This window comes from Vibrio sp. Isolate24 (assembly GCF_022398215.1).
GTDB classification, from domain to species: domain Bacteria; phylum Pseudomonadota; class Gammaproteobacteria; order Enterobacterales; family Vibrionaceae; genus Vibrio; species Vibrio coralliilyticus_A.
Genome location: NZ_JAKEUU010000001.1, coordinates 1,146,880 through 1,161,987, shown reverse-complemented (window position 1 = coordinate 1,161,987; position 15,108 = coordinate 1,146,880). Strand labels below are relative to the sequence as shown.

Below are 15,108 nucleotides of genomic sequence, written 5' to 3'. Positions count from 1 at the left end.
TGAAAGAAGGGTTGGGATATAAAAAAGCGGCCGTTCAAGCCGCTTTAAAACCATTACTGTTTCTACTCTTGTATTTTAGTGGTCGAGGCTTGTCTGGTGTTCACTGATCAACATGTCCAGCGCTAGTTCTGCTTTTTCTTCCGCCACTGCGAAGCTATCTGCTGTATCAAATGCTTCGACGACTTCGTAGTAGCACTTCAGCTTAGGCTCTGTACCTGATGGGCGAACGATGACGCGTGCACCGCCAGATAGGTGATAGATCAGAACGTCACTGGCTGGTAGGTCAATAGATTCAGTTTTTCCGTCTGCAAAGGTACGTGTTGAAGATTTCAAATCTTCAATAGCTTCAACCTTACGTCCAGCAATTTGACTTGGCTGCGCGGCTCGAAGCTTATCCCCTACAGGTGGCGCTTTCGGATCCAGTGCAGTGCTATGTTGAGCGTTAATATACATGCCGTGCTCGCGATAAATGCTTTCCAACTGATCCCACACCGTTTTCCCCTGACTCTTTAACTCGGCGGTTAGCTGAGAGAAAGCGACCAGAGCAGACAAGCCATCTTTATCCCACACTTTATTACCCACGGTGTAGCCTAGTGCTTCTTCATAAGCGAACAAGAATTGCTTCTCTGCAGTTTGTTTTTGCATGGCGATATTGGTCAGCCATTTGAAACCAGTTAGAGTTTGGTAGTATTCAGCCCCATGAGAAAGCGCAATCTTCTTGAGTAGAGTGGAGGACACTATGGTGTTACCAATCAGTTGTTTGGTTGCATCAGTACGGTTTAGTAGGTAGTGACCAAAGAGAGAGCCCACCTGATCGCCGGTCAGCATTTGGTATTCGCCATCAGGTCGACGAGCAGCCACTGCAAAGCGGTCTGCGTCAGGGTCATTGGCACAAGCGATGTCGGCGTTGTTAGCTTTTGCCAACGCGACCACCATATCCATGGCACCAGCTTCTTCTGGGTTAGGGAAGTTGACGGTTGGGAAAGCACCATCCGGTTCACGCTGCTCAGCGACAATGTAAACTTTGCTGAAGCCAGCATCTTTTAACAATGTTTCTGCCATATCAGCACCGACACCATGCATTGCGGTATAGGCAATGCCAACCGCCTCTGGCTGTTGATGATTAGCCAGCAGTGGGTTGTCATTCATCGTTTGACGATAAGTCTCGTAGTAGTCTTCTTTTAGCCACACGAGAAGATCATGCTTTTCTGCATCATCAAGATTCATCAGAGGGATGGGTTTTGTGGCGGCTTCGTCGATTTCTCCAGCAATACCAGAGTCATGAGGAGGAATGATTTGTGCACCGTTTTCCCAATATACTTTGAAGCCATTGTACTCTGGTGGGTTGTGGCTGGCTGTGACAACAACTGCGGCGGCAGCATTAAAATGGCGCACACCAAAGGCGGCAATCGGTGTTGCTGCCACATCGTGAGTCAAATAGACTTTGATACCCAGCGATGTCAGGACTGAGGCGGTATCATGAGCGAACTGTTTTGAATCCGGACGACCATCATAACCAATAACAACACCACGTTTTTCCGCGTCTTGCACCTGTTGGGTGAGGTAGTGGCCAAGTCCAGCAGCGGTTTCCTGAATAACCAGTCGGTTCATGCGGTTTGGACCACAGCCCACTTTTCCGCGTAAACCTGCAGTACCAAACTCTAGCCTCTGACTGAATCTGTCTGTTAATTCTTGGTATTGCTCTTCATCAATTAAACGCTGAAGTTCTTCACGTGTACGTGGATCCGGATCTTTTTTCAACCAACGAGTAACTTGTTCCATCATAACTTATTTCTACCTTTGACTATTGTTATCCCAAGTGTATGACATTTGAGAAATAATGGATGGATATTAAATGATATTGATTATCACTTGCGAGAGCGCAATCGTTAAATCAAGTATTGTGATCAATCTTCAATTTAACCTGCTCAAATAAGCAATATTTCCATTAGCACTTTCTTGCACAATTCTTAAAGGCCAACTAGCTTTTATTAACATAACTATAACAAAATACGTCAAATTTGCTGTTTACAAGGAATTTTCCGCACCCATTTGCCCAATAGGACTTTTTTGTGTCATTTAGGCTTAGGGCGCCTTGATTAAATCATCAGAGATGATGCCTCAGGCAGAGGAGAGGTCTTTTGAAAAGATTACAGGTTTCACTGTGGCAACTGATCAATTTTTTGTTTGTTGGTTTTGCTACTTCAGTTAATGCTGAAGAGAACACCTTGAACATGACTAAAGGTGTGACAGGTATCAGTAATGAAGTCTATGACTTACACATGCTGATTTTCTATATCTGTTGCGCTATTGCTGTCGTAGTCTTCGGAGCCATGTTCTATTCCATGTACCATCATAGAAAATCAAAAGGGGCAGTGGCAGCCAACTTCCATGAAAGTACCAAAGTGGAGGTTATCTGGACGGTCATTCCTATTATCATTTTGGTTTTAATGGCGATTCCGGCAACGCGCACACTGGTGGCGATGGAAGATACTTCCCAATCCGATCTGACGGTCAAAATTACAGGTTCTCAATGGAAGTGGCATTACAGCTACTTTGGTGAAGATGTCGAATTTTTCAGCTTGTTAGCAACCAGCCAAAAAGCCATTGATGGTATAGAGGACAAAGGCGCACATTACCTTCTTGAAGTTGATAACCCTCTCGTGTTGCCAATCAATCGAAAAGTACGATTCCTCCTGACTTCCGATGATGTGATTCACTCTTGGTGGGTCCCTGATTTTGCAGTGAAAAAAGACACTATTCCTGGGTTTATTAATGAAGCATGGACACGTATTGATGAGCCTGGTGTGTATCGAGGTCAGTGTGCAGAGTTATGTGGCCGTGCCCACGGATTTATGCCAATTGTCGTTCATGCCATGGAAGAGGATAAATACGACGCTTGGTTGTTGGCGAAAAAAGCAGAGATAGAGAAAGCGAAACAAGAAGCTGCCGCCTCTTTGACCGCATCGCTGTCGCAAGAAGAATTGATGACGATAGGCGAGAAAGTGTATGTCGACCGATGTGCCGTCTGTCATCAGGTGAGTGGTGCGGGTATTCCGGGGGCATTCCCTGCAATCACTGGTAGTAAAGTCGTGAATGGTGATGTTTCGAATCACATTGATATCGTGGTCAATGGCCGATCAGGAACAGCGATGCAGGCATTTGCTAATCAGTTGTCTGACAAAGAAATTGCCGCTGTGGTGACTTACCAACGTAACGGTTTAGGAAACAGTACGGGTGATGTGGTGCAAGCATCCGATGTGAATGCATTTAAGGCATCCAAGGAGGGACCATGAAAACGTCCAAACCTGAGTCAATGAATTCTGAATCAGTAAAATCAGCACCAGCGGCTGATGCCGAGTTAGGAAGAGCAAACAGTGCGATTGCCATTGATGAACACGATGATCATGAGCATCACGAAGCGCCTTCTGGCATAGCCCGCTGGATTTATTCGACCAACCACAAAGACATCGGGACGCTTTACCTTTGGTTCAGCTTCATTATGTTCCTGACCGGTGGAGCGATGGCGATGATCATTCGAGCTGAGTTGTTCCAACCCGGTCTGCAATTGGTCGAGCCTCAGTTCTTTAACCAGATGACCACAGTTCATGGTTTAATCATGGTGTTTGGTGCTGTCATGCCAGCCTTCACTGGCTTGGCCAACTGGATGATTCCGATGATGATTGGCGCACCAGATATGGCGTTGCCAAGGATGAACAACCTCAGTTTTTGGATCTTACCTTTTGCGTTCTTAATCCTGATTGCTTCGTTATTTACCGAGGGTGGAGGCCCTGATTTCGGCTGGACATTCTATGCGCCGCTTTCTACGACTTATGGGCCTGACAGTACTGCGCTGTTTGTGTTCTCAGTTCACATTATGGGGATTAGCTCGATCATGGGCGCGATCAATGTGATTGTCACCATCGTCAATATGAGAGCGCCGGGAATGACTTGGTTCAAGATGCCTATGTTTGTTTGGACTTGGTTGATTACTGCTTTCTTGTTGATTGCCGTCATGCCTGTACTGGCGGGGGCGGTGACTATGGTTCTTACCGATAAGTACTTCGGCACATCATTCTTTGATGCCGCGGGTGGTGGTGACCCTGTTATGTTCCAGCATATCTTCTGGTTCTTCGGTCACCCGGAAGTGTACATCATGATCTTGCCATCGTTCGGTATTGTGTCGGCCATTATTCCTGCGTTCAGTGGTAAAAAGCTGTTTGGTTATCACTCGATGGTATACGCCACTTGTAGTATCGCGTTGCTGTCATTTTTGGTTTGGGCACACCATATGTTTACAACAGGGATGCCCGTGTTCGCCGAACTCTTCTTTATGTATTGCACCATGCTGATTGCGGTGCCCACTGGGGTCAAAGTGTTCAACTGGGTGGCTACGATGTGGCGGGGAGCGATGACGTTTGAGACACCGATGTTGTTCGCCATTGCTTTCATCATTCTGTTTACCATAGGTGGTTTTTCTGGTCTTATGCTGGCGATTGTTCCTGCTGACTTCCAGTATCACGATACGTATTTTGTGGTTGCGCACTTCCATTATGTGCTGGTTTCAGGAGCGGTATTCTCGATTATGGCAGCCGCTTATTATTGGTTACCTAAATGGACGGGGCATATGTATGACCACAAGTTGAGCTTGTGGCATTTCTGGTGCTCAGTAATTTCGGTAAATGTCTTATTCTTCCCGATGCATTTCCTTGGCTTAGCTGGGATGCCACGACGTATTCCTGACTATGCGATTCAGTTTGCCGACATCAATCAGATAGTGTCGATTGGTGGTTTTGCCTTTGGTTTGTCTCAGCTCATTTTCCTCTGGTTAGTGATTAAATGTATCCGTGGAGGAGAAAAAGCTGAGGCAAAACCGTGGGATCGTGCTGAAGGGTTGGAGTGGACAGTGCCAAGCCCAGCACCGCACCATACATTCTCTACCCCACCGAAAGTGGATTGAGGGATGCGCTATGGATGGACAACAGCAATCCAATAACAGATTAACCTTAAAGCTGCTGGCAGCAGTGGTGGCGATGTTTGGCTTTGGTTTTGCGCTTGTCCCGTTATATGACGTGATGTGCGAGGCTTTAGGAATCAACGGAAAAACAAATACTGAGTCTGCGCTACAGCCACAGGGTATGGTTCCTGACACATCACGTCTTATTCGAGTTGAATTTATGGCACACAGAAATCAGGGTATGCCTTGGTTGTTTGAACCTAAGCAACAGTCAATGGATGTGCATCCCGGAGAAGTGATTCAGACGGCCTACATAGCAACAAACCAGTCATCCATAGCTACTATCGGTCAAGCCGTCCCTTCGGTATCTCCGGGTATGGGCGCGTCATATTTCAACAAAATTGAATGTTTCTGCTTTAATCACCAACCACTGGAAAGCCTGGCGAAGGCCGAGATGCCTTTGATCTTCTACATTGAGCCAGATATTCCGGATTCGATTCATACATTAACGCTGTCGTATACCCTCTACGACATTACGGATAAGGTTCCACAACCCGTTGAAGTAGCACGAATGGAGCCGAGTGGCGACCTCACACAGCAAGGAGCTAAGCCATGAGTTCAAAACATCAATCATATTATGTTCCGGCTCAAAGCAGCTGGCCAATTGTCGGAGCGGTTGCGCTGTTTCTTATCGCGGTTGGCGCGGGGATCACGGTGCAGAACATGGCCGAAGGTGGAGAAGGCAGTATCTTCGGTAAGTTGATTCTTCTGGCTGGATTCCTGTTCCTGCTCTATATGTTTGCGGGCTGGTTTAGCAATGTGATTACCGAGTCGATGACGGGTAAGTATTCTGAGCAAATCTCTCGCTCTTTCAGGCAAGGGATGAGCTGGTTTATCTTCTCTGAAGTGATGTTCTTTGGCGCCTTTTTCGGAGCACTGTTTTATGCACGCATGATTTCCGTTCCTTGGTTAGGTGGGGCGAGCAATAATGCCATGACTCATGAAGTTTTGTGGCCCGCGTTTGAAGCACTTTGGCCGCTGACGACTACACCTGATGGTGGTACGACACAAGCGATGGGATGGCAGGGGATTCCGCTGTTCAACACCCTGATTCTTCTGACTTCCTCTATTACTTTACATATGGCACATACGAGTCTCGAGCAGAACAAACGTATGGCGCTTATTGTCTGGCTTGAAATTACAATTGTATTGGCGGTTTTTTTCCTTTACTACCAAGGTGTTGAATATGCACACGCTTATCAGGACCTCAATCTTACTCTCCAGTCAGGTATTTATGGCAACACCTTCTTCTTATTAACTGGGTTCCACGGCATGCATGTTTTGTTAGGAACGACGTTCCTGATTATCTTGCTTGCGCGGGTAGCGAAAGATCACTTTACTCCCAAGGACCATTTTGCGTTTCAGGCAGGCAGCTGGTATTGGCACTTTGTTGATGTGGTTTGGCTATGTCTGTTTGTTTTTGTTTATGTATTGTAAATACGCCCTTTAATAAGGGCGGACATTGGGTTCAATGAGACCAGTAATAAGAGCGGCAATTAACAATACGACGGCGAGCGCAGAGAGGAATACTCGGCGGCCAAGATAGTAGCTCATGGGTTTATCTTGGCGGGGCTCCTCATCATGATCATCTTGAGGTCCTTTGACCATTTCGAACATCGCCCTTGCGAGGTTGATGATGATAAACAGCAGTAATACTACTAATAGTGATTTGAAGATGAATACCATAAAGTCTTCCCTATCCGTTCAGATGAAGTCGTACTCGTTTTGGGTTGGTCTGCTATTAACTGTGGTTGCCTTTTCGATTTTGGTCAACTTAGGGCTGTGGCAGCTTTCTCGAGCAGATGAGAAACGTCAAATGGAGCAGTTTTTGGCTGAAAGGGAGCGTGCGTCTGCTATCGAACTTGAACAGCTGAATACTACGGATAATGTTTATCTGACAGGTACTTTAGTTAGGGTTGAGCTACGACCCATCAAGGGAAAATATTTATTGCTGGATAATCAGACATATCAAGGGGAAGTGGGCTATTTGGCTTATCAACTTATGGCATTTGGGAATAATAATACTGTGTTGTTAGAACGAGGGTTCATTCCTTCATACGGTCAGCGAGAGATATTACCCAACGTGGAGTGGATCACCACTCCATTCACTGGCAAAGCGAGAGTGTACCAGCGTTCCTTAAATCCATTAAGTGATGGGCTTTACCTTGAACCAGGTGTCCCACATCGGATTCAAAACCTTAATATTTCTGAACTTGAGCTCTACTGGGAAATTCCGATTGAGCCGTATCTACTCCAGCCACGCATGACAGGTTGGCCTTATAGTCAACCTTGGAAACCAGTTCCACTGAGTTCTGCCAAACACACAGGGTATGCAGTTCAGTGGTTTAGCATGGCGGGTGTATTAATCATATTGAGTGTTTGGTTACTCATCAGAGTATTGAAGCGAGGAGGGTAGTATGGCTAATCCAGTTATAAGGGGCAGAATTATTTTCATCGCACTGGTGGTGATGTTTGCCTTGCCGGCAGTCATTGCCAAGACATTTCTCGCCAATCATTGGTATGAGTCTGGCGTGACAAACAAAGGTCAATTGATTGAACCAAAGCAAAGTTTTGATGGGCTTGGAATCCGCAACCCTTATGCAAGCGAGCAATGGCAGTTGGGGTATTTGATTCCGCAGCAATGTGATGAATTCTGCCAGAAGCAGGTGTACTTGCTGGGTCAAAGTCATTTAGCGCTGGGTAAATATCAGAGCCGCGTTGCACCTGTGCTGCTTGTCTCTGAGCTCAGTGATACATCGGTATTGGTAAAGGGTGGGTTTGAAGCCATCAAAGTGAATCAAGCCTTCCATCAGGTTGTGTCTGACTTCGAGTACGTCATTGTCGACCCATTGGGCCAATTGGTGATGCGTTATCCCAAAGTGGAATCACAAGACGATTTGGTCCGCCAAAGCAAAGATGTACTGGCGGACTTAAGGAAGCTACTTAAGTTATCAAGAGTAGGCTAACAGCAGGGAAGGAGTTTGGTTATGGGATTGACCAATTTAGTTCGCCTAAGTCTCGTATTGACGTTCATCGTCATCATGCTGGGTGCCTATACTCGACTGGCTGACGCTGGACTAGGATGTCCCGATTGGCCGGGATGTTATGGCCAGTTGACCGTACCTAACGATCAACAAGAAATAGCACTGGCAAAATCCTTGTATCCAGAGCTCACTGTTGAAGCGAATAAAGCTTGGCTGGAAATGATCCACCGCTATTTTGCGGGCACGCTGGGTTTATTGGTGTTTGCTATTTCATTTCGAGTGATTAAAGAGAAGTCGTTGCCTTATGGCCTGCCGATTGTTATCTCTTTAGTGGTGGTTTTTCAGGCGCTCTTGGGTATGTGGACGGTAACCATGAAGTTGATGCCACTGGTGGTGATGGGGCACCTTCTTGGAGGGTTTACACTGTTTTGTCTACTTGCGCTTCTGTATTGGCGGCTACTTGATCGCAAGTCACATATTGAAGCCGTCCCTCATGTATCTGGTTGGCTAAAGTTTCTCGCCCCTGTCACTTTGTGTTTTGTTGTTATTCAAATAGCCTTGGGCGGCTGGACGTCGTCTAACTACGCCGCCTTAATGTGTACAAGCTTACCGGTATGTGAAGGGAACTGGACAGAGCATCTGGATTTTGACCGCGCTTTTCAGTTGATACAACCCAAGCAAGAAACCTACGAGTTTGGCACGTTAGACTATGGCGCTCGCATGACGATTCATGTTACGCACCGATTTGGTGCTGTGCTGGTGGCTTTGTTGTCCATCAGTTTACTTTGTGCGTTGCTATGTACCAGAAATCCTAAGCTAACAAGTGCCGCTTTCAAAGTGGGTGTGTTGCTGATTCTACAAATCAGTTTAGGTATTGCTAATGTCTTACTTAGCTTACCTCTTGTGGTGGCGGTTGCGCATAACCTAGTTGCCGCTTTGTTGCTGCTTTCAGTCCTCCATGTCAATTATCTGCTGCGACAGAAAGTCACTGCTAATGCCCATTCCACTCGATTTTTTCGTAAGGAGAGTTCGCGATGAGTAATTCTATCAGTCACATCTCTGAACAAGACCGATCATTATGGCGAACCTACCTCACTCTGACTAAGCCGAAGGTGGTTGCTTTAATGCTGCTTACAGCGCTGGTCGGAATGTGTTTAGCGGTGCCAGGATCACTACCTGTTCAACAATCAATTCTTGGTATGTTGGGGATTGCTTTGATGGCAGGTTCTGCTGCGGCATTTAACCACCTGATTGACCGACGAATTGATGCGGTTATGGCTCGAACATACAAGCGACCTCTGCCGTCGGGTGAACTCAATGTGCGCAATGTGTTTGCGTTCGCCACTGGAATCGGGCTCGCCGGATTTGTGGTCTTGTATGTCTGGGTTAATGCGTTGACGGCTTGGCTGACTTTTGYCAGTTTGCTGGGCTATGCCGTTATCTACACCATGTACTTAAAGCGCGCTACGCCACAAAACATCGTCATTGCGGGGATTGCTGGTGCGATGCCGCCGTTACTTGGTTGGACGGCTGTCACAGGTGAAATGCATGCTAATGCCTGGTTGCTTGTGATGATTATCTTTATATGGACCCCTCCGCATTTTTGGGCATTAGCGATTCATCGCAAAGAGGATTATGCCAAAGCCGATATACCAATGCTGCCTGTCACGCACGGTGAGGAATACACAAAAACATCAATACTGCTTTACACCGTATTGTTACTTATCGTTTGCCTGTTTCCTGTATTGGTTGGGATGGCAGGAGTTTTCTACCTAGCCTCCGTAACAATACTGTCTGCGCTGTTTGTCTATCACGCTTGGAAGTTGAAATTTGGTACTGACGAGAAGCAAGCCATCAAAACATTTAAGTTCTCTATTTGGCATCTGATGTTGCTATTTTCAGCGCTACTAGCCGAGCACTATTTGATTTGAGGGAAGTTTTGATTTGAGAGAAGCACCTGTCTAGCCATTTGCTTGATGTTTTAATGAATGACGCTCAAGCCTTTTAAATAAGGTAGAAAGCGTCAGGCAAAATATCAGGTAAGTGGCGCCTACAATTAGCCAAATTTCAAAGATAAGGCCGGAGGAATTTGCCATCTCTGTGCCAACGAAAGTCATTTCTTGAATCGAAATCAGTGACACAATCGAGGTATCTTTGACTAATGAAATGGCTTGTCCGGCAAGTGCAGGAGTAATTGCGGCTAATACCTGAGGGGCGATTACCAAGCGGTACTTAGCCCAAGTGGACAGCCCTAATGCGTCTGCCGCTTCCCATTGTCCTTTTGCTATTCCAGCCAAACCTGAACGTACTATTTCAGCCACATAGGCAGAGGAAAGGATCCCGACACAAAGTACGCCAGACAGCAGGTTTTCCCATAGAGGCTTAGGCCCGAACAACATCGATTGCAACGCATTCGACTCTCCGGAGTACTCCCTCAGAATCCCTTCCAATCCGATAGCGGGAATGAGCTGATTTGAGATAAAAAAGTAGAAGATAAACACAAAGACCAGCGGGGGAATATTTCGGATTAACTGGATATGCACATTAGCCAGTGAGCGAAATACGTAAATGGAAGAATGCCTCGCCACACCAATGAGTGTTCCTAAGGTTAGTGCCAATAGCATTCCCCAAATACTGAGTCGTAATGTCGAGATCACACCCTGAATGAAGTAGGGCAACGACCCATCAGAGCGTGAAGTAAAGATTAGCGTGAATGCTTCGCTCCATCGCCAAGTGTAATTCACTCCGATAGAAGCGCGTTGGTAAAGCCAGAATCCAAACACAGCTAAAGCAAGCAATAAAACCAAATCTAGCTTATTGAAGCTTAAGCTGGGTTTTCTGTCCTGACTGGCGGTCAGTAAATTCGATTTATTCACCTAACGTCCTGCTAATCTTTATGTCTTATCAATCATCCTAGGTTTAAGAAACGTGGTTATTGACCGGTTGCAACTTGCTGCTGCCAGTCGAGCGTCGCGAACCAGTACTCGTATCTTTGCTCAAGCCAGCCATCCTCGGTACGGGCTTGTATCCACTGGTCGAAGAAGGCTTGTTTGTCGCTTTCACCAAGACGAACGGCGAAAGCCTCGTTGCCCTTAGACAGGCGCTCATTAAACGGGATAAACAGTTTGTCGGCATTCTTCACAGCTTCATGTTCAGGTTTAGGGCTAGAAGCAATCACAGCGTGAGCGTTACCATTGAGGACTTCCTGAAACGCTTGAGCATCATCGTCGAACTGAAGAATCTTAGCTTTCGGAAAAGCCTCTCGAGCGACTTGTACCGTGAAGGCGCCACGGCGTGCAGCGATTTTAACGCGTCGAGAATTGAAATCGCTCATTTCAGAAAAGCCTGAAGCCAGTTCTTTATTGGCAGCCACCTGAACACCAGAGTGTGAATAAGGAGTGGTAAATAAGACACTCTTAGAGCGTTCGGGAGTCACGCTCATGCCGCCAATAATGACATCAAATTTTTTCGCCAGAAGCGCTGGAATAATGCCATCCCAAGCGGTGGGTACAAATTCGACTTTCCAGCCAGAATCCGCGGCAAGACGTTCAGCTACATCGATTTCGAAGCCGATTAAATCCCCTTGCTTGTCGCGCATTGCCCATGGGACAAAGGTCGACATTCCGACGCGTAAGGTGCCGCGCTCGTTAATCTTATCCAAATTTGGGGTTTCACTGGCGAGCGTTGGTAGCGCTACTGCTAGCCCAAGCAAAGCGGTAATCGCTTGCTTGAAAGCTCTCAACGAACGAATCTTTTGTCCTAAGTGTTTCATTTGATTTCCTTATTATTGAGCACGCCATTGGGCGCCAAGTTTGTGTTCTAGCCAAGCGGAGATTCCCGAGAGTGACAGTGTGAGCCAAAGATATATCGCTGCCACGCTAAACCAAATTTCAAATGGCATAGCGGTTTCCGAAACAATGTTTCTTCCTTCTGTCGTCAGGTCGAATATGGCCATTACGCTGACAATTGATGAATTCTTAACCAGAGAAACCACTTCATTGGTCAAAGGCGGTAACGTTCTTTGCAGTAATTGCGGGAAGATAACGTCGTAGTAGGTAGAGAAAGGGCTGAGTCCAAGGGAGCGAGCAGCCTCAAACTGACCTTTAGGGATGCTGTTCAGGCCTCCACGAAAAATCTCAGCGGTGTAGGCACCCTGGAAAAGTGAGAGCGCCAAAATCGCAGTCGCGAATCTATCAAGGCCGATCACAGGCCCAAAGACGAAATATAAAAGGTATATCTGAACCAGAAGCGGCGTATTGCGAATCAGCTCAATATAAGTATTTGCGATGGTTCGACCTACAACAGACTGAGAAAGCTTAAGCAAAGCCGTCAGCATTCCAATCAGCAGAGTAAACAATAGGCTCCAGGCCGATATCTTGATAGTGACCCACAAGCCTTCGAGCAGTTCAGCAGGCCACCACTCACCCTCTTCATAGAAGGCGATATAGTCAGGTACTCGGTGCCATTGCCACTGGTAATCTATTGCTTTCGCACCCGAATCCAGCAGCCACCACAGCCCTAAACCTAGTATTAGGATTTGAGCGAAGGCGGACAAAACGGGCTTTAAAATTCGGCTAATCATTGGTGGCTCAGGATTTGCTCCAGAAACTGTTGTGTTCTAGGGTGTTGCGGCGCACTAAATAATTGATCAGGAGTAGCCATTTCGAGTATTTCTCCCTGATCCATAAATATCACTCTATTGGCCACCTTTCGGGCAAAGCCCATTTCATGTGTTACGCATATCATTGTCATGCCGTCTGTGGCTAAATCTGTCATGACTTCCAATACTTCTTTGATGGTCTCTGGGTCTAGAGCGGAGGTTGGCTCGTCAAACAACAAAATCTCGGGCTTCATACACAAAGAGCGTGCAATCGCGACACGCTGCTGCTGCCCGCCAGACAATTGAACGGGATATTTGTTTGCCTGCTCCGTGATGTTGACGCGATCTAGAAAGTGCATGGCTGTATCCATAGCTTGTTGTTTCGACTGCTTCAATGTGCGCATCGGTGCCAGCGTCAGGTTCTCTAATACGGTTAAGTGAGGAAAAAGATTAAAATGCTGAAAAACCATACCGACTTTTCCCGGTGAGACAGAGGACAAAGGCTGTCCGAGCACCTGAATATTGCCTTTTGAGATGGTTTCCAACCCGTTGACGGTACGAATTAAGGTCGATTTTCCAGAACCAGAGGGGCCACAAACGACTAACCTCTCCCCTTTTTGTACTGAGAGGCTAATATTCTTCAGTGCCTGAAAATGGCCGTACCACTTGCTGACGTGTGTAAAATCGATGGCGCTCATGCCGATTCTTTATATGCATTTATTTGTATTTCCACCTTAACAATATCAAAGAGATATTGCATCTCATGCGGTTCAAATAGAGCTAGAAAGCCTGATATTGCTCACTCTTTATCGTATGTAATTTAAATTTTACATACGGTGTAAAATGTAAAAATAGAAGAAATATTGCCTTTTGGTTCAAAAAGTGGTTGCAAGCATCGTTTTTGATAGATAAGTTACAGGGAAGATGAAAAACAAAATAGAGCATTTATGCACCACTAATTTTTGGTGCGGTGTTCAAGCCAAGAGAAATAGGAAGACGTAAGCAATGTTCCAGACTGATGATGTACGAATTAGCAAAGTAAAAGAATTATTACCGCCAGTAGCTGTTTTAGAGAAGTTTCCGGCGACTGAAACTGCGTCTTCAACGACTTTTCGCTCGCGTGAAGCAATCTCTAAGATTTTAAACGGCGATGATGACCGCCTGCTGGTTATCGTTGGTCCTTGTTCTATTCACGACCCTGAAGCAGCAATCGAATACGGTAAGCGTTTGAAAGTATTGCGTGATGAGCTGGGTGACCGCCTAGAAGTCGTGATGCGAGTTTACTTTGAGAAGCCACGTACTACTGTGGGTTGGAAAGGTCTGATTAACGACCCGTACCTGAACGATACGTTTAAGATCAACGACGGTCTGCGCATGGGTCGTAAGTTGCTGCTGGATCTAACTGATCTTGGCCTACCAACGGCGAGTGAATTCCTTGATATGATCACTCCGCAGTACGTTGCAGACTTAATCAGCTGGGGTGCTATCGGCGCACGTACTACTGAGTCTCAGGTACACCGTGAATTGGCTTCAGGTATCTCTTGCCCAGTCGGCTTCAAAAACGGCACTGATGGCAACATCAAAATTGCATCAGATGCAATCCGCAGTGCGAGTGCTTCTCACCACTTCTTGTCAGTCACTAAGTACGGTCACTCAGCAATCGTTGAGACTGCAGGTAACCCAGACTGCCACATCATCCTACGTGGTGGTAAAGAGCCTAACTACAGTGCTGAGCATGTTGGTGCTATTAAATCTGAACTTGAAGCGTCAGGTCTGCCTCAGAAGGTGATGATCGACTTTAGCCATGCTAACAGCTCGAAGCAGTACCAGCGCCAGATGTTGGTTTCGGAAGATGTTGCGGGTCAAATTTCTGCAGGTGAAGATGCTATTTTTGGTGTAATGATTGAGTCGCATCTTGTTGAAGGTCGTCAAGATCTTGTTGATGGTCAAGCTCCAACTTACGGTCAGTCTATCACTGATGCGTGTATTGGTTGGGAAGATACTGAAAAGGTTCTTCGTCAGTTAGCCGATGCTGTAGAAGCTCGTCGTAACAAATAACCTCTCTCTTATTTGTAAGAAAAGCTCCCAAGTCGGGAGCTTTTTTCGTTTTAGGGGTTTAATTGAACACTGTTTAATATATTATGGAAATCAAACTTATCGACCCCAATGATTCATGAAGCGAACGTCAAAGATTATCTGGACTGTCATATTATGCATGGCTTTATCCCCATGGACTCACGCGGCCCAAAGCGAGAGTGATTTGTTTATTTACACCCTGCCCAAGTACGATGACTCGCGCAATGAGATGAACCAAGACCCGATTGATGTAAAGGTCGATAGTACATCGCCTCCACCAACTTTGAAGCTAGATTATGAGGTCCCTTGCGATCTCAAGTGTGGCATCGGTCATACAGGGCTCTTCTTACTTTATATTGCAGCGGAAGGACAGAAAGATCAGCAATACCGGTATTCATTAATGAATCCAAACTACGAACCTTAATCTGACT

General features: G+C 46.3%; 16 protein-coding genes. 10 read left to right on the top strand and 6 right to left on the bottom strand.

What is annotated here, in order from left to right; genetic code table 11:
• Positions 1-75: 75 nt before the first annotated feature.
• The gene (locus L1D23_RS05050; protein WP_239864608.1) at positions 76-1,785 is read right to left on the bottom strand and encodes a phospho-sugar mutase; all 1,710 of its coding nucleotides are present in this window, start codon (positions 1,783-1,785) and stop codon (positions 76-78) included.
• A gap of 356 nt (positions 1,786-2,141) precedes the next feature.
• Between L1D23_RS05050 and coxB the strand changes: the two genes are divergently transcribed.
• The 4 genes from coxB to L1D23_RS05030 are packed head-to-tail and all read left to right on the top strand — an operon-like array spanning position 2,142 to position 6,454.
• The gene (gene coxB, locus L1D23_RS05045; protein WP_239864605.1) at positions 2,142-3,296 is read left to right on the top strand and encodes a cytochrome c oxidase subunit II; all 1,155 of its coding nucleotides are present in this window, start codon (positions 2,142-2,144) and stop codon (positions 3,294-3,296) included.
• A complete protein-coding gene (gene ctaD, locus L1D23_RS05040; RefSeq protein ID WP_021457923.1) occupies positions 3,293-4,960 on the top strand; it encodes a cytochrome c oxidase subunit I in 1,668 nt (555 codons plus the stop codon). Before coxB ends, ctaD begins: the two co-directional genes overlap by 4 nt.
• A gap of 10 nt (positions 4,961-4,970) precedes the next feature.
• Complete coding sequence (locus tag L1D23_RS05035; RefSeq protein ID WP_229629527.1) at positions 4,971-5,573, top strand: cytochrome c oxidase assembly protein; 603 nt, start codon at positions 4,971-4,973, stop codon at positions 5,571-5,573.
• The gene (locus L1D23_RS05030; protein WP_239864603.1) at positions 5,570-6,454 is read left to right on the top strand and encodes a cytochrome c oxidase subunit 3; all 885 of its coding nucleotides are present in this window, start codon (positions 5,570-5,572) and stop codon (positions 6,452-6,454) included. Before L1D23_RS05035 ends, L1D23_RS05030 begins: the two co-directional genes overlap by 4 nt.
• Positions 6,455-6,463: 9 nt before the next feature.
• Here the strand turns inward: L1D23_RS05030 and L1D23_RS05025 are convergent, their stop codons facing one another.
• Positions 6,464-6,703 carry a DUF2909 domain-containing protein gene (locus L1D23_RS05025; protein WP_239864601.1) on the bottom strand — a complete coding sequence of 80 codons (240 nt, stop codon included), beginning with the start codon at positions 6,701-6,703 and terminating at the stop codon, positions 6,464-6,466.
• On the opposite strand from L1D23_RS05025, the gene L1D23_RS05020 reads away from it, so the two are divergent.
• From L1D23_RS05020 to cyoE, 4 genes are read left to right on the top strand one after another with little or no spacing between them, the layout of a single operon-like run.
• On the top strand, positions 6,693-7,433 hold the full coding sequence (locus tag L1D23_RS05020) for an SURF1 family protein (RefSeq protein WP_239864599.1): 741 nt from the start codon (positions 6,693-6,695) through the stop codon (positions 7,431-7,433). The two genes, L1D23_RS05025 and L1D23_RS05020, sit on opposite strands and share 11 nt — an antisense overlap.
• Position 7,434: 1 nt before the next feature.
• Positions 7,435-7,983: a hypothetical protein gene (locus L1D23_RS05015; protein WP_239864597.1), complete on the top strand. Its 549-nt coding sequence runs from the start codon at positions 7,435-7,437 to the stop codon at positions 7,981-7,983.
• 21 nt (positions 7,984-8,004) lie between these two features.
• Positions 8,005-9,039 carry a COX15/CtaA family protein gene (locus L1D23_RS05010; RefSeq protein WP_239864595.1) on the top strand — a complete coding sequence of 345 codons (1,035 nt, stop codon included), beginning with the start codon at positions 8,005-8,007 and terminating at the stop codon, positions 9,037-9,039.
• A complete protein-coding gene (gene cyoE / locus L1D23_RS05005) occupies positions 9,036-9,932 on the top strand; it encodes a heme o synthase (protein ID WP_239864593.1) in 897 nt (298 codons plus the stop codon). Before L1D23_RS05010 ends, cyoE begins: the two co-directional genes overlap by 4 nt.
• A gap of 30 nt (positions 9,933-9,962) precedes the next feature.
• Here cyoE and L1D23_RS05000 read toward each other — a convergent pair whose 3' ends face one another.
• The 4 genes from L1D23_RS05000 to L1D23_RS04985 are packed head-to-tail and all read right to left on the bottom strand — an operon-like array spanning position 9,963 to position 13,299.
• Positions 9,963-10,877: an amino acid ABC transporter permease gene (locus L1D23_RS05000; protein WP_038157554.1), complete on the bottom strand. Its 915-nt coding sequence runs from the start codon at positions 10,875-10,877 to the stop codon at positions 9,963-9,965.
• Positions 10,878-10,933: 56 nt separating this feature from the next.
• On the bottom strand, positions 10,934-11,743 hold the full coding sequence (locus L1D23_RS04995) for a transporter substrate-binding domain-containing protein (RefSeq protein WP_031343191.1): 810 nt from the start codon (positions 11,741-11,743) through the stop codon (positions 10,934-10,936).
• A gap of 42 nt (positions 11,744-11,785) precedes the next feature.
• Complete coding sequence (locus L1D23_RS04990; protein WP_239864591.1) at positions 11,786-12,583, bottom strand: amino acid ABC transporter permease; 798 nt, start codon at positions 12,581-12,583, stop codon at positions 11,786-11,788.
• The gene (locus tag L1D23_RS04985; protein ID WP_239864589.1) at positions 12,580-13,299 is read right to left on the bottom strand and encodes an amino acid ABC transporter ATP-binding protein; all 720 of its coding nucleotides are present in this window, start codon (positions 13,297-13,299) and stop codon (positions 12,580-12,582) included. Before L1D23_RS04985 ends, L1D23_RS04990 begins: the two co-directional genes overlap by 4 nt.
• A gap of 307 nt (positions 13,300-13,606) precedes the next feature.
• Between L1D23_RS04985 and aroG the strand changes: the two genes are divergently transcribed.
• Both aroG and L1D23_RS04975 read left to right on the top strand, forming a co-directional pair.
• Positions 13,607-14,659 carry a 3-deoxy-7-phosphoheptulonate synthase AroG gene (aroG, locus tag L1D23_RS04980; RefSeq protein ID WP_006960398.1) on the top strand — a complete coding sequence of 351 codons (1,053 nt, stop codon included), beginning with the start codon at positions 13,607-13,609 and terminating at the stop codon, positions 14,657-14,659.
• A gap of 202 nt (positions 14,660-14,861) precedes the next feature.
• Positions 14,862-15,101 carry a hypothetical protein gene (locus tag L1D23_RS04975; protein WP_234425369.1) on the top strand — a complete coding sequence of 80 codons (240 nt, stop codon included), beginning with the start codon at positions 14,862-14,864 and terminating at the stop codon, positions 15,099-15,101.
• Positions 15,102-15,108: the final 7 nt, after the last annotated feature.